Annotated in this window: 12 protein-coding genes and 1 pseudogene; 9 read left to right on the top strand and 4 right to left on the bottom strand. The window is 64.7% G+C overall.

The annotated features are described in order from the left end of the window. Positions 1-56: 56 nt before the first annotated feature. Entirely contained in the window at positions 57-1,346 is a 1,290-nt protein-coding gene (locus OG874_RS33350) for a cytochrome P450 (RefSeq protein WP_330251051.1), read from the bottom strand. Positions 1,347-1,726: 380 nt separating this feature from the next. Between OG874_RS33350 and OG874_RS33345 the strand changes: the two genes are divergently transcribed. The 3 genes from OG874_RS33345 (at position 1,727) to OG874_RS33335 (ending at position 3,882) form a co-directional block, all read left to right on the top strand. Then, a complete protein-coding gene (locus tag OG874_RS33345) occupies positions 1,727-1,921 on the top strand; it encodes a hypothetical protein (protein ID WP_330251050.1) in 195 nt (64 codons plus the stop codon). A gap of 223 nt (positions 1,922-2,144) precedes the next feature. Beyond that, entirely contained in the window at positions 2,145-3,365 is a 1,221-nt protein-coding gene (locus tag OG874_RS33340; protein WP_330251049.1) for a cytochrome P450, read from the top strand. Further along, entirely contained in the window at positions 3,280-3,882 is a 603-nt protein-coding gene (locus tag OG874_RS33335; RefSeq protein ID WP_330251048.1) for a DUF3558 family protein, read from the top strand. The genes OG874_RS33340 and OG874_RS33335 overlap by 86 nt, the downstream gene beginning before the upstream one ends. A gap of 256 nt (positions 3,883-4,138) precedes the next feature. Here the strand turns inward: OG874_RS33335 and OG874_RS33330 are convergent, their stop codons facing one another. Continuing rightward, a complete protein-coding gene (locus tag OG874_RS33330) occupies positions 4,139-6,325 on the bottom strand; it encodes an acyltransferase family protein (protein ID WP_330251047.1) in 2,187 nt (728 codons plus the stop codon). A 103-nt stretch (positions 6,326-6,428) separates the two neighbouring features. Here OG874_RS33330 and OG874_RS33325 point away from each other — a divergent pair. From OG874_RS33325 to OG874_RS33305, 5 genes and pseudogenes are all read left to right on the top strand, one after another. Then, positions 6,429-6,572: pseudogene (locus tag OG874_RS33325) on the top strand (hypothetical protein); the annotation flags it as partial. Positions 6,573-6,778: 206 nt separating this feature from the next. Beyond that, a complete protein-coding gene (locus OG874_RS33320) occupies positions 6,779-7,186 on the top strand; it encodes a hypothetical protein (protein WP_330251046.1) in 408 nt (135 codons plus the stop codon). A 157-nt stretch (positions 7,187-7,343) separates the two neighbouring features. Continuing rightward, positions 7,344-8,321: a DUF5996 family protein gene (locus tag OG874_RS33315; RefSeq protein WP_330251045.1), complete on the top strand. Its 978-nt coding sequence runs from the start codon at positions 7,344-7,346 to the stop codon at positions 8,319-8,321. After that, positions 8,318-8,788, top strand: coding sequence for a VOC family protein (locus tag OG874_RS33310; protein WP_330251044.1), 471 nt, complete (start codon positions 8,318-8,320; stop codon positions 8,786-8,788). Before OG874_RS33315 ends, OG874_RS33310 begins: the two co-directional genes overlap by 4 nt. A gap of 482 nt (positions 8,789-9,270) precedes the next feature. After that, positions 9,271-9,546, top strand: a complete 276-nt coding sequence (locus OG874_RS33305) for a hypothetical protein (RefSeq protein WP_330251043.1) — start codon at positions 9,271-9,273, stop codon at positions 9,544-9,546. A gap of 106 nt (positions 9,547-9,652) precedes the next feature. On the opposite strand, the gene OG874_RS33300 is transcribed toward OG874_RS33305, so the two are convergent. After that, positions 9,653-9,877 (bottom strand): hypothetical protein, encoded by a 225-nt coding sequence (locus tag OG874_RS33300; RefSeq protein ID WP_330251042.1) that lies wholly within the window; start codon positions 9,875-9,877, stop codon positions 9,653-9,655. A 351-nt stretch (positions 9,878-10,228) separates the two neighbouring features. Here OG874_RS33300 and OG874_RS33295 point away from each other — a divergent pair, with 351 nt between their 5' ends. Beyond that, the gene (locus OG874_RS33295) at positions 10,229-12,169 is read left to right on the top strand and encodes a potassium transporter Kup (RefSeq protein WP_330251041.1); all 1,941 of its coding nucleotides are present in this window, start codon (positions 10,229-10,231) and stop codon (positions 12,167-12,169) included. Between the two features lie 183 nt (positions 12,170-12,352). Here the strand turns inward: OG874_RS33295 and OG874_RS33290 are convergent, their stop codons facing one another. Then, positions 12,353-13,027, bottom strand: a complete 675-nt coding sequence (locus OG874_RS33290; RefSeq protein ID WP_330251040.1) for an MspA family porin — start codon at positions 13,025-13,027, stop codon at positions 12,353-12,355. Positions 13,028-13,597 lie beyond the last annotated feature (570 nt).

Raw genomic sequence — 13,597 nt, 5'->3', positions numbered from 1 at the left:
AGAACCGCCGCGTCTGACCTCCCAATGGCCCGCTAGCTGTTCGGGTTGCGTGTCGATCACGAACGGACGGCTGGCTGGACAGCCGATTCGCCGTACACGTTCAATGGAGCAGAGGGTGGGAACGTTACCGGCAGTGCGGTCAGGGCTCGGTGGAAGGGGCCCGGCCGCCAGGTCGGTGCGCCGGTCGTTGTGTCCAGCCGCATCTCGGGCAGCGCGTCGAGAATCTGATCGATGGCGTCCTGAGCGATCAGGTAGGCGGCCGATTGCGCTGGGCAGGCGTGCGGGCCGATGCCCCATGCCAAGTGTGCGCGATTGCCCGACAGATCCTCCGTCCTGATCGCGGGGTCGTTGTTGCATGCCACCATGCTGATGACGATCGGCTGGTGTGCGGGCAGCCAGACATTGTCGACGAGGATTGGCTGACGGGGGTAGCTGATCAGGAGGTTCGCTAGCGGCGGGTCGTTGAACAAGACCTCGTCCAGAGCCTCGCGCGAACAGAGGTTCCCGCCCATCACGCTGCCACCGAACCGATCGTCGGTGAGGATCACCAGCAGGGTGTTGACGATCAAGTTCAGCAGGAATTCGATCCCCGTGCCGTAGACTGCCGCGACGTTGTGGACCACCTCCAGTTCATCGAGTTCGGCTGGATGCCGCAGCAGCACTGTGGTGATGTCGTTTCCGGGTTCGGCCCGTTTGAGCGCCACCAATTCCAGCAGCGCCTCGAACAACATCTTGTTGCCGTTGTCGGCATCGACACCCTCGACGATCGCGGCCGTACCCGCGGCGAGGCGCTGCCCTATTTGCGGCGGGCAGCCGAGCAGGGTATTGACGACCTCGAACACCAGCGGGAACACGTACTGGCTGATCAGATCGGCGGTACCGTCCTGGCAGAAGGTGTTGACCAGCGGGATGGCGATCTCCTCCACAATGCGGTGGAGCGCATACAGATCTATTGTGTCGATGCTCGCGGTGATGGCCTGCCGGTAGCGCACCAAATCGAGCCCGGCGCTTTTACTCCCGATAGGACGCCACTCCACAAGCGGGAGGATGGGGCAGTCGGCGGGGACGGTCTTCTGCCAGGTGCGCGGGTCGGCGGGGAAGTGCTCAGGATCGTTGAGGATCCGCACCGCTGTGTGGTAACCGATCACCAACGTGGCGGGTACCCCCGGCGCTAGCTCGACAGGCGCCAAAGAGCCATACTGCCTTCGCATTTCGCGGTAGGCGTGGTGCGGATCGGCGGCGAATTCCGGCGCATGCATCGGCACCCGCGGGTCATCGGAATCGAACGGCGAGCCGTGGAAGACCGGGCACGATTGGGGATGGGTTTGGGGCGGCGGCGTACTCAAGAATGGAACTCCATACAATTTGGGTGCACTGCGGGGACCTAGCACGGAGTCCGTGCCGAGTCGCTATTCCGGAGAGCGCGTTACCTGGTTCCGGCCGGAACGGCCATGATGGTATAGCGCCGGTTCGATGTCGAATCCCCATGCGTGGCAACGTTTCGACAGTCTCGGCCCGCCACGGCGAAACGTATTGCCGGCCACGCCCGGCGACCCAACCAGGACTCCTTCGCAATAGGCCAGCACGGCGGCGAGCCGCTACTGGCGCACTGCTGCGTGCGATCGTTCCGATCCCCCGGGAACCGAACGGTGATGCGGCCAGTTGCACGATCGCCGGGGTAGCGGTGCTATGTCTGCTCGCCGGTGCCGGTACGACAGTTTCGAACGTGCTGTGGAGAACCCTGCGGCAGCGCCATGTCGATGCCGCTGTGCTGTCGCGTATCAACTCCTTCACCGAGCTGGGATCGCTTGCCGCCCAACTGATCAGCCAGGCCGGGGTCGGCCCGATCGCCACTGCGATCGGCATCCCCGCGACGCTGTGCTGGCCCGGAACCGCGCAGCCTCCCTGGGGGAACAGGTAGTACTTGCTTCCCAACGGCCCTCCTACCGTCGCAGCGGCGAGCGAGTGCGGATTGGCGGACGGGAAATTATCCCGTCTACCTGAAGGTTCTCCGGTTGCGGATCGAGCTGGCGGCCTATGCTTTTCGCGGGTGCGGCGTGGCACTAGCTCGGTCGCCCTGACAGCGCGGCGGGATTCGTATGCGAGCTTGCCGATCTCAGGTGTAGCGAGAGAAATACGAGAAGATGACGCGATCTTCGACAAGTCCCGAACCGACGACGTCCGAAGCACCACCATCCACTGGCATCCGGCTGGGTCTGTTCCGCGATCCGTTCCGTTTCGTCATGGACTCCGCAGCCCGCCATGACGGCTTGGTCCGACTCGGTGCCGGGCCCCTCGAAACCTACATCGTCAGCCACCCGGACTACGTGCGCCGAATCCTGCAGACCAACGCGGCGAACTATGTCAAAGGTTCGATGATGGAGCCGTTCCGCGCCGCACTGGGAAACGGGCTGGTCACCAGTGAAGGTGACCTGTGGAAACAGCAGCGGCGGCTCATGCAACCGGCCTTCCACGCTCGTCAACTGCAGTTGATGGAGGAACACATCTCGGCATGCCTCGACCGTGCCGTAAAACGGTGGGCGGACAGCGCCGGTCCGGTGAACTTCCTAGACGAGTGCATCGAACTCAACGTCGAGATCGTACTGGGCGTGCTGTTCAGCACCTCGATCGATGCCGAGCGAGTGGAACGGCTGCGCGAGCTCACCTCCGAGGTGTTTGTGGGGCTGGCGTCGAAGGTGTGGACGTTCTTCCTGCCCAACTGGTTTCCACTGCCGGGTGCGGTCCGCTATCGCCGTGCGGTAGCGGCTCTGGACGCGGAGGTCTATGGACTCATCGAGGAACGCCGGGCCGGCGGCGTCGAACACGAAGACATGCTCGGGCTGCTGCTAGCCGCGCAGGACGCAGACTCCGGTGAGCGGATGAGCGATCAGCAGTTGCGCGACGAGATCTTCACGTTGTTCATGGCGGGTTACGAGACGACCGCCACCGGATTGACCTGGGCCGCCTACGAACTGGCACACCACCCCGATGTAGTCGAGACGATGGTCGCCGAGCTCGATCGGGTCGCGACCGGGGAGCGACCCACCTTCGCGGAGCTTCCACAGCTGGAGTACGGGCGGCGCGTCATCGATGAGGCGTTCCGCTTGCATCCGGCGTTCCCGATCTGGTTCCGCAGCACCGTCGAGCCCGATCTCCTGGGTCCGTATCGTGTGCCGGAGAACGCGAAGATCATCCTTAATCCCGGTAGCTGTAAAGATTCGCCCCCTTCTGGACAGCCGCTGAATGGTTTGGTGGAATCGGTGCCGGGAGGGATGAGCGATGCCGATCTTTTCGTGTGCCCGCGGCTGGTGGATGGTCGGGGTGGCCACCGCCGCGATGGTGGTGGCCGGATGCGAGACCGATAACCACGCACAGTCGGCGGCTGCGTCGTCGTCGAGCATCGCGGCCCCGCCGGTCGCCCCAGTACCGCCGCAACCATGGACCATGGCCGATCTCACCTACCATCCGTGCAGCGCGCTCGATGCCGACGACATTGCTCGCCTCGTCCTCGAACCCACACCCAGTGCCGCAATGCCCCCACGCGCGCTGCCGGCCTGTTCCTGGTTCTCCGTGCAAACCTCTGTTTCTGGCAGCTTCACTATCGGATTCGCACCGAATACCAGCGACCTCACCGACCTCGCTGAGCGTAAAGTTCGTGTTCCGCTCGAGCAGCAGATCGCCATCGATGGTCACCGCGCCGTGTTGGCGCCCAGCGTCCGTCCCGACGGCCGCAACGGCAGCTGCGGTGTCCAAGTATCGGTGCTTTCCGGCGGATCGTTCCACCTCGGGATCGCGGTCCCCGGGATATCCACCGGCGTCGATTGGGATGTGTGCGCCAAGACCATTGGCGTCGCCGCCACCATCCTTACCCGCCTACGCTGACTCTTGCAGTGGTCATGAACATGTCACGACGACTCGCGCGGGACGACGAGGGTGACTGTGCTGCGAATCTGGCGCGGCGGGCGCGGATGGTGGTGGCGGCGAGGCGGGTTCGGCTGGTGAGGTGATCGTGTCGGGGTTGATTGCGGCCCAGTCCTTCTGACGGATCGTTCAGTGCCGCCGGACCGGAGGCCTGCGCGGCGCCGCGATCCTGATCAGCTCGGGCCGGAGGACCCGATTTCGATCGCGCGCACCGGGTTCAGTCGCGGGCGAGCGAGCGCTCGGCCAGCGCGGCAACGATCGGCGCGAGCGACTTGGCGTAGGTGACCGTCATGTGATTGTCGTCCCGGTAGATCAGGTTGTCGCGGGTGATGAGCGGGCAGCGGTCAGTGGTACAGAACAGCGCGGTGAGGTCGGCGTACTGCCCGTCGCCCGTCGTCGTCGCGGCCCGTTCGGCTGCGATGCCCGCGTCGTTCACGGCGACCGGCCGTGGCGGGGAGCAGACCAGCGCGTCGTCCAGATGGTCGGATAGGCAGGTCGGCACGGTGGTGTGCGGATCCGGAATCGGCCCGAGAACAAGGACATTCGCGCCGGTCGCCCGCAGCTGTGTGGTCAGGTGGGACAGGCTATCGATCCAGGCTTGGTCGTAGGTGGTGAACCCGAAGTCGCCGCCGTACCGCCGGGACATGCTCAGCACGATCAGCCGCGGATGTTCGGCCTGCAGCCGGGCCAGGATCTGATGACGCCACTGCACACATTCGGTGTACTCCCGGCCCAGGTAAGGGCTGGTGATGGGCAGTTCCATCAGCGGGCAGGTGACCTTGCTCATCGTTTCCAGGCGCCAATGCCGCTGCTCGGCGATCTGCTCGAACGCCGGGCTCCACATCGCGGCGTGCGAGTCGCCCACCAGTGCCACCATGCTTGTCGAGCCGAGATCGCCCGAAGCGCACTCGGGCTGCCCGACATCGAGCCAGGAACGCACGCAACCGTTTCCGAACACCGCCGCTTTGTCGGCAGGCGCGTCGGCGAGCGCCGGGGAAAGATTCGACGGAACCGAATGCGATTCGGCCGATGCCGCGACGGCGACCTGCACCTGCGCGGTCAGCTGTTGAACCGCCGCGTCGTGCGGATCGAGGGCTTCCGACGGCGGCGCGTCTGGCGCCGCCACCACGGTAAGGGCCTCGGCCGCCGCTCCACGGCCCACCGGGACGGGCACGAGCATGAGCAGCACCACCCCAACGATGACGGCGACCGCGGTGACGACACCGCCGCCGGCGAGGCTCAGCGTGGCCGAACGCCGCAGCGGCGCCGCAAAACGGGCGGGATCCTCGACGAACCACAGTGTGAGCATGGCGAGGCCACCGGCCGTGACGACCGCGCCCACCGAGCCGACCGCATCGAGCGGGTGACCGACCAGCCGTGGCGCGAGCAGCAGCACCGGCCAGTGCCAGAGATACCAGGAGTACGAAAGACGACCGAGCGCCCGCAGCGGAGCCGCCGACAATGCGCGACCGACTCCCAGCCAGGGTCCGGCACAGCCCGCGGCGACGATCAACGCGGCGCCCAGCACGGGCAGCAGCGCCGCGGTACCGGGATACGGTGTCCGCCCGTCCAAGTGGGTGCAACTCAGGACGATCAATGCCAGCCCTAGCCACCCGGCGACGGTGGCCAGCGGTGCCGGAAATCGGCGCCATACGGGGACCGAGAGCGCCACGATGCCACCGACAGCCAGCTCCCACGCCCGTGCGGGTAGCGCGAAGAACGCCAGCGACGGCAGCGTGCTGGTCCAGGCCAGCGAAACCGCGAACGACACCGCGGCAACTACCGTGAGGACAAGCAGATACGGAACCGGCGAGGCGTCCGCTCCTGGCCTGCGGCGGCGCTGCGCAAACCAGGCGATGCCGATGATCAGCGCAGGCCACACCAAATAGAACTGCTCCTCCACCCCGAGCGACCAGTAGTGCTGAAACGGCGAAGGCGGCGCATCGGCGGCGAGATAGTCGGTGCCTTGCAGGGCAAGCCGATAATTTCCCGCGTACAACGCACTGGCAATCCCGTCGCCGAGCACCTCGCGGGCCTGCAACGGAGGCAACAGCATCGCCGCACCAACCGCGGTCGCCACCAGCACGATGCCCGCAGCAGGTAGCAACCTGCGCGCCCGAGCGCCATAGAACCGCGCAAGCCCGATCGTGCCGGTAACCGCCACCTCACGCCACAACATTCCGGTGATGAGAAACCCGGAGATGACGAAGAAAACATCGACACCGACAAACCCGCCACTGACACCCTGCGCACCCGCATGAAAGACAACGACGGCCAGCACCGCGACCGCGCGCAGCCCCTCGACGTCAGCCCGAAATTCCGCCCGCGCAGGCCGCGCGATATACGTTCGGTCATTCGAGTCGGCCTGCCGAACTATCAATTCGCTGGAGGCAGTCTCTATCATGGGACGCATTCTTATCAGCTATTTTTCGGATATGGCCGCAACGACATTTGATATTTGTCGATAGCCCGTACTGACCCCCGCGTGGCATCTGAAAACCGACCCTATGTCGGTGACCCTGGCTCTAACCGAGCCAGGGAGGACAAAGGGATGCCAGCCGTGGCGGGATTGGGCTGAGATTCGTCGTTTGCGCCGGTCAGAGGGCATGCCGATCAAGACGATCGCTCGGGTGATGGGTGTGTCCCGCAATTTTGCGCATGGTAATCCTCGGCACCGGGCTCGGCGCTGGCGACGAAGCTCACCCAGGTGCACACCGCCGCGACGCGCCATTCGAGCGGTTTTCCCACCGCAGCGGGCAAAGGGTTGGACCATGGATGCTGGCGGTGCGATGCGTACCGCGTCTCTTCCCGTTGTGTTCCGCGATCTATGTCCGCCACACAGGAGGAACGAAGCTCCATGATGACTACCCCGAACTCTCTTCGCCCTGCCCGCATCGCGGCTTTCTTCACCGCGATGGCCGCGGCCTCGGTGGTGGCTGCCGCTCCCGCGCTCGCCGCCGCGACTCTCGACATCACCGGTGCCGGATCGAACATGGTCCGAGTCGACTACAGCTGCGACGACTCCGCCGGGGTGGCGAGCATTCAGGCGATGATGGGCGACCCCAACGCCGACCGTCCCGCTGCCCAGGGCGCCCAGAACTCCATCGACTGCAACGGTTCCCCGCAGAGCGCCACCGTCCCCCTGACGGTGGACCCCAGCCAGCCACCCCTGACCTCGGGTTCCGAGGCGCAGGTGCGGGTGGCGCTCGTCGACCGCAACGGCACCGTGGTCTCCGGACAGGCAAAGAAGTTCACCGTGCCGTAGTGCGCACCCGATTCCGCACTGGTGCAATTGATTTCACCCTTCATGTCGCCGAAACCCGACCGCCGGCCGCCGGGCCGACGCCCGCGGCGCCACGGCATGGTTGCAGAATCCGCGCCGCGACCGGCACCGAAACCGACGGACGGACGGAGGAGGCCTGATGGCCGAGACCACTCGCGCGGAGATCGCGTCGTCGCGCTGGCCGCGGTTGCGGGTCGAGGAGTGGACCGCTACCCGCGACACGGTGCACATGTGGACCCAGATCATCGGCAAGATTCGACTCGCTAACGCGCCGATGATCAACCACTGGTGGCAGGTCACCCTCTACGTCAGCCCGCGGGGTTTGACCACCTCCGCGATGCCCTACGAGGCCGGTGTGTTCGACATCGAGTTCGACTTCACCGAGCATCGGTTGCACATACGAGCCAGTGATGGCGACGCCCGTCAGGTCGCGCTCGAACCCAAGCCGGTCGCAGATTTCTATGCCGAAACAATGGGTGCGCTCGACGAGCTCGGCATTGCGGTAGAAATTCAGGCGAAGCCCAACGAGGTCGATCCTGCGATCCCGTTCGCCGACGACTACGAGCATGCTTCCTATGATCGCGACGCCGTGCATCTGTTCTGGCGCCAACTCGTCGCGGCCCATCGAGTAATGAGCGAATTTCGCTCGTATTTCATCGGCAAGGTGAGCCCGGTGCAGTTCTTCTGGGGAGCCATGGATCTGGCCTGTACCAGGTTCTCCGGCCGCGCCGCGCCGAAGCATCCGGGCGGCGCGCCCAACTGTGGTGATTGGGTGATGGTGGAGGGCTACTCCCACGAGTTGAGTAGTTGCGGTTTCTGGCCGGGTGGCGGTGACGAAGGCGCCTTCTACGCCTACGCCTATCCCGAACCCGACGGCTTCGCCGACTATCCGGTCGGTCCTCGGCACGCCTTCTACAGCGTCGACAACGGCCAGTTTCTGCTGCCCTACGAGGCGGTACGCACTGCCGCAGATCCGGAACGAACCCTGCTGGAATTCCTGCACACCACCTATCAAGCGGCCGCCGAACGCGGCAAGTGGGACCGAGCAGCACTCGAATGCGATCCGCACCGGTGGAACCAGAAACAGCGAACACTGAACCCGCGGAGGGAATCGTGACCAATCGGAACGACCTACCTGCTCCCGAACTGGGACTGCTCCTGACGCATTTCCTGACCGTGCGCGACGTGGCTCGCTCCCGAGATTTCTACGCCGAAATTTTCGGCGGCCGGGTCGTGCTGGAGGAGAACCCGGCCATCGTCAAGGTCGCCAACAGCTGGATCATCATGAACCCGGGCGGCGGCCCGACCCCGGACAAGCCCGATGTCATTCTGGCTCCCCCGGAACCAGGTGATCCAATCTCGTCATTCTTGAACGTGCGGGTCGCCGACATCGCCGCGTTCTACTCCGACGCCAAAGCCAAAGGGGCACAATTCCTCACCGAACCACTCGACCGCAAAGCTGAGATCCGGTGTTATCTCCGCGACCCAGACGGCTACCTCATCGAGATCGGCCAGGCCACCGGCATGCTCCACGGCATATACGCCGACCGGCATGCAGGGAGCGCTGAAAACGGAGAAAGTTAGAGGCTCCTTCCGGGCGCGACAGCAGCCGGTCGAACTTGGTGACCGGGCTCACCATGCTGCTACCCCGACGTCGATATCGACGAACTGCGTTCACTGCACCCGGAATTGATGAGCTTCCGGAACTGGCTGAGCTGTAAAGGGGCGGAGTTGATTCGGCCGTTGCTGGATCTTCAACCCTGATCGCCGCGGGCATGCAGCGTGGCCGCGGTTCGCGCGAATGCGCTGATCAGTGGGGCGACGACTCGTTGTCGGTCAACACTTCCGCCGACGCTCCGGAGCGGCGCATGGCCGCGGGGAACGCCTTCTATCAAGCCATAATCTGATGTACCGTTATTTAACGGCGCAATAAGTGTGGCTTGATGGATCGGCGGAGCCAACGGCCACAGTGCGGAAGACCTGCGGAAGCTGGGCAGCGATACCAGCGGAGCAGGCTTCGGTGCCGCCGACGGTGGACATACAGCTGTGCGCGCTCGGGAGGCGAAATGCTCGGTCTGGAACGTCGGCTCGGCCTGGAAGGTCGACTGTCCCAACTCATCGCTGAGGCGAGAAGTCTGCTCGACGGGGCGACCGTCGAGCAGGTAGGTGGCCTGTGGCGTGCCCTCGGGCTCTTGGACCAGGAACTCGAAGCTACGGCCGGGTCCGGCGAGCGGCGCCGTGAACTCCGTCGGTTACGTCGGGAAGCGGGATTGCTGGTGGCCCATGCTCATGCCCGGGCCGTGCTGGCGCGCGATTTCGGTGACCGCATCGCTGAGGCGTAGCTCGTTCAGCTCTGCCTGCGGCATCGCTATCCGGGCAGTTCAGTCGGCGGGCTGCTCGCGTTTGGTCGTACGGGCATGAAAGGCGGTGCGGTGCCGTGGTCGGGCATTACTTTTGCCGCCCGGTTCGGGCGGCCAGGAGCACTGCGGCGGTGATCAGCACGATGGTGATCAGCAGGATCGCGGTGCCGATGGCGACCGCGGTGGTGCTGTAGATAGGCAGATCCACCGGTTGAGCGGCCCAAACACTAGGTTGACTGATGGCGTTCATGACCAGCCCCTCGGCATCGGGGTTCGAGCATGTGGTCCGGTAGGCGACATGCCTTCCTGTCATTTCAGCGTAGATCGCTGATCGCCCCTGGTCGCAGTCAAGATTTCGTGAAGAACCAGCTTGTGGCGACTACCGAGCGGCCCGGTATCGCTGTATCGCAGTGGTGAGGCCCGCCCGTTCTTCGGGACCTCACCGACCAACCGATTTTCGTCGAACGCCGGTCTGCTGCTGTGCCGGGTCGTGAGCATCCGATACCGCAGGTGAGGGGTGTCGGTGGCATGCCGGGGTTTATGTGCCCAGGATTTCCGGTCCGATGAGAGTTGTATCGCGGCCGTCGATCCGCCGCGTCATTCCAGCAACACCGCGGCGTACCCGGCACGATATGGTGCGAACCCGCAATACGAGGAGTGCACCATGGACACAGAGGCCGAAGTAAGTCCGTCGACGCACGCGGCGGGCGGCGGCGGACCCGTTCGGGCCGCGATTGTGGTCGGCGCGCTCGGCGTCGTGTTCGGTGATATCGGAACCAGCCCGATCTACACCCTGCAGACCGTCTTCAATCCGAACGACCCGCACCCGGTGCCGATCAGCACCGACAACGTGTATGGCGTTGTGTCGCTGATCTTCTGGTCGGTGATGATCATCGTCACCGTGACCTACGTCTTGTTGGTGATGCGCGCCGACAACGACGGTGAGGGTGGGATCATGGCGCTGATCACGCTGCTGCGGCGACTGGGTGGGGGACGAGGTGGTCGGGTGGCCGCGGTGCTGGCCGGGCTCGGTATCTTCGGCGCCGCACTGTTCTTCGGCGACAGCATGATCACTCCCGCGATCTCGGTGCTATCCGCGGTGGAGGGACTGAAGGTTGTCGAGCCGGGATTGGCAGAGCTGATCGTGCCGATCACGGTGGTGATCATCGTCGGGCTGTTCGCGGTCCAGCGCCGTGGCACGGCGGCGGTCGGTCGGCTGTTCGGACCGGTGATGATCGTCTGGTTCGTATCGATCGGTGCATGCGGGGTCGCAGGGATCGCCGAGCATCCGGAGATCCTGAAGGCGCTCTCGCCGACCTATGCGCTGAGCTTCATGTTCGGGCACTTCGGAATTGCGTTCTTCGCGTTGGCCGCGGTCGTGCTCTCGGTCACCGGTGCGGAGGCGCTCTATGCCGACATGGGTCATTTCGGCAGGAAGGCGATCACTCGCGGCTGGCTCGGGCTCGTGCTACCCGCATGTGTGCTGAGCTACTTCGGCCAGGGTGCGCTGCTGCTCGGTGACGAGAGCGCCGTGGACAGCCCGTTCTTTCTGCTCGCACCCGGCTGGGCGCGGTTGCCGATGGTGCTGCTTGCGACCGCCGCGACGGTGATCGCCTCACAAGCGGTGATCACCGGCGCGTTCTCGGTGGCCTCGCAGGCGGCCCAGCTCGGTTACCTGCCGAGGTTGCGAGTCGCGCACACCTCGGAATCAACGATCGGACAGATCTACGTGCCGTGGATCAACTGGGTGCTGATGGTGTCGGTGATCACGCTGGTGTTCGCCTTCCGCAGTTCGGCGGCGTTGGCATTCGCGTTCGGCATGGCGGTGACGGCGACGATCACCATCACGACGCTGTTGTTCTTCTACATCGCCCGCACCAAGTGGCGCATCCCGCTGTGGCTCGTCCTGCTCGGTGCCATCCCCTTGTTGGTGGTCGACGTGCTGTTCCTGGCGGCGAACATGACCAAGCTGGTGCACGGTGCGTGGTTGCCGCTGCTGATCGGGCTCACCGCCTTCACCGTGATGACCACCTGGGCGCGTGGTCGCGACGTCGTCACCCGAGCGCGAGCGCAGGTGGAAGGTCCGCTGCGCGCCTTCGTCGACCAGTTGCAGGACTATCGGCCGCCGCTGCTGCGGATCCCGGGCACCGCGGTATTCCTCAACCGAGGCAAGGAGACCGCCCCGCTGGCGATGCGGGCCAACGTCGAGCACAATCGCGTGCTGCACGAACACGTGGTGATCCTGTCGATCATCACGCTGCCGGTGCCGCGGGTACCGGACGCGCAGCGGACCGAGATCGACCCGCTGGGCTACTCCGAGGACGGAATCATCCACGTCAACGCATATTTCGGGTACATGGAGACACCGAACGTCCCGAATACCCTGCGCCTGCTCGACCCGGCGAAAACCGAAGGCCGGATTTCGGTCGACGACGCCTCCTACTTCCTGTCGAAGATCGAACTGACGAAGGGGACCGAACCGACGATGGCGCAATGGCGCAAGAGCCTGTTCATCGCCACCTCCTACATCACCGCTGATGCCGCCGAGTATTTCGGCCTGCCCGGCGAACGAACCGTCATCATGGGTTCGCGAATCGAGGTCTAGCAGTACAGGCCATGTGCCACGGTGAATCCGAGCGCACCGAGTAGGCCCTGGCCTGCGCTCAGCGACTTCCGGACGACACGTGGGTGTCGGTGGTCTGCTGCCCAACTCAACGCGGCCAGGGCCTCAGTGCAGATGGTGGTCGGCGACGAGACGCTGACCGCACGGTTGCGCGGCGGGTGTCCCCTAAAACGTGAATTGTGTTCCATAGCCGGTTGTCTGGGCGCTTCCGTTGGTACCGTCGGTGCGCACGGTGATGAACGGCATGGCTGATGCAGGGGTCATGCATGAGCTGATGTTCAGTGGCGTGTTGGTGTGACCGTACGTGTAGGGGAACGTTACGTCCTGATCCAGGCTGGCTACACCGATAATCGCCGCCGTGACGTTCCCCGGTGCGAGCGTTACCTGGATCGATCCGGCGACACCGGCATTGACGCCGACATTCGGTTGAGCTGCGATAGTGAGGCTGGGCGACGAGCCAAGGGTCAACGCGACCGAGGGTGCGTAACCCGCGCTGACGCCGACGGCCGGCGCAATCCCGACGGATACGCCGTTGGAGAGATCCACGGCGCAGCCGATCAGGTATCCGATCGCAATTTCTCCGCTGCGAACGGATGGAATGCCGTCGACAGACACCGAGTAATTTCCGGACACTTTGACGGCGTGCACGAACGGGACTCCCGTTGCTATATCGCCCCCGGCTGGGACGATATCGTTCGTGTCCACCGCTGCGACGACGTGCATGCCACCGGCATCGACTTCTCCAGGTGCCGCATTGGTGGGTGCGTTGGCAATGCCAATGGTCGCTACACCGACCACCGCGGTGAGCGCTGCAGTACCCCTCAGATATTTCCTGGTCATAGCACTCCAGTCGAATAGTTACCGACACAGACTGTTCCGTCAAAAATAGATCGCTCGCGACACCGGGACTCGAAGTGTCTACCGGCGCAGGAGGTTCGATACGGGACCAGCACTCGAACCTTTCGGCAGACCCTACCCTGTCAATGGGACAACTGATCTCAGGTGCCTCGTAACTCATCCGGCGCGCCCACAACCCGAACATTTGGCAACGGTCACTGGGACTTCCGGGTAGGCGGGCTGTGCGTGTCCGGGCAGGTGGACACCGGGTCTCCGGCTCGGTGGCCCGGACAGTGGCTTATCGGGTGAGTTGGGGCGGTCGTGTTCATGACGATGTCGTCGCGCGCTGCCGGTCGGGAGCGTCTCGTGAGCGGGTCCATTGCAGTGACGCGCAGCTGGTTGCGTCGTGTGGCATGCCCGCGGCGAGCATGGCGAACGCCGATACGGCCGGTACCCACCAAGGGCGCCACCGAGTGCGGCCACTGGCCCGCCGTCGTGCTTGTTCCACGGCAGCAGGACTTTCCCGGCGGCCGTGTCCACCCTGCGTGCGGCGCCATTGGACAGTAGTTTCGT

It is taken from the genome of Nocardia sp. NBC_00565 (genome assembly GCF_036345915.1).
Taxonomy (GTDB): domain Bacteria; phylum Actinomycetota; class Actinomycetes; order Mycobacteriales; family Mycobacteriaceae; genus Nocardia.
This window is presented reverse-complemented; position numbering and strand designations above follow the sequence as displayed.

What these genes read in the sequence shown, in the direction of transcription:
- OG874_RS33340 (WP_330251049.1), top strand. Translation starts at nt 2,145, where the DNA reads ATGACGCGATCTTCGACAAGTCCCGAACCGACGACGTCCGAAGCACCA.
- OG874_RS33335 (WP_330251048.1), top strand. Translation starts at nt 3,280, where the DNA reads ATGCCGATCTTTTCGTGTGCCCGCGGCTGGTGGATGGTCGGGGTGGCC.
- OG874_RS33330 (WP_330251047.1), bottom strand. Translation starts at nt 6,325, where the DNA reads ATGATAGAGACTGCCTCCAGCGAATTGATAGTTCGGCAGGCCGACTCG.
- OG874_RS33320 (WP_330251046.1), top strand. Translation starts at nt 6,779, where the DNA reads ATGATGACTACCCCGAACTCTCTTCGCCCTGCCCGCATCGCGGCTTTC.
- OG874_RS33315 (WP_330251045.1), top strand. Translation starts at nt 7,344, where the DNA reads ATGGCCGAGACCACTCGCGCGGAGATCGCGTCGTCGCGCTGGCCGCGG.
- OG874_RS33305 (WP_330251043.1), top strand. Translation starts at nt 9,271, where the DNA reads ATGCTCGGTCTGGAACGTCGGCTCGGCCTGGAAGGTCGACTGTCCCAA.
- OG874_RS33300 (WP_330251042.1), bottom strand. Translation starts at nt 9,877, where the DNA reads ATGACAGGAAGGCATGTCGCCTACCGGACCACATGCTCGAACCCCGAT.
- OG874_RS33295 (WP_330251041.1), top strand. Translation starts at nt 10,229, where the DNA reads ATGGACACAGAGGCCGAAGTAAGTCCGTCGACGCACGCGGCGGGCGGC.
- OG874_RS33290 (WP_330251040.1), bottom strand. Translation starts at nt 13,027, where the DNA reads ATGACCAGGAAATATCTGAGGGGTACTGCAGCGCTCACCGCGGTGGTC.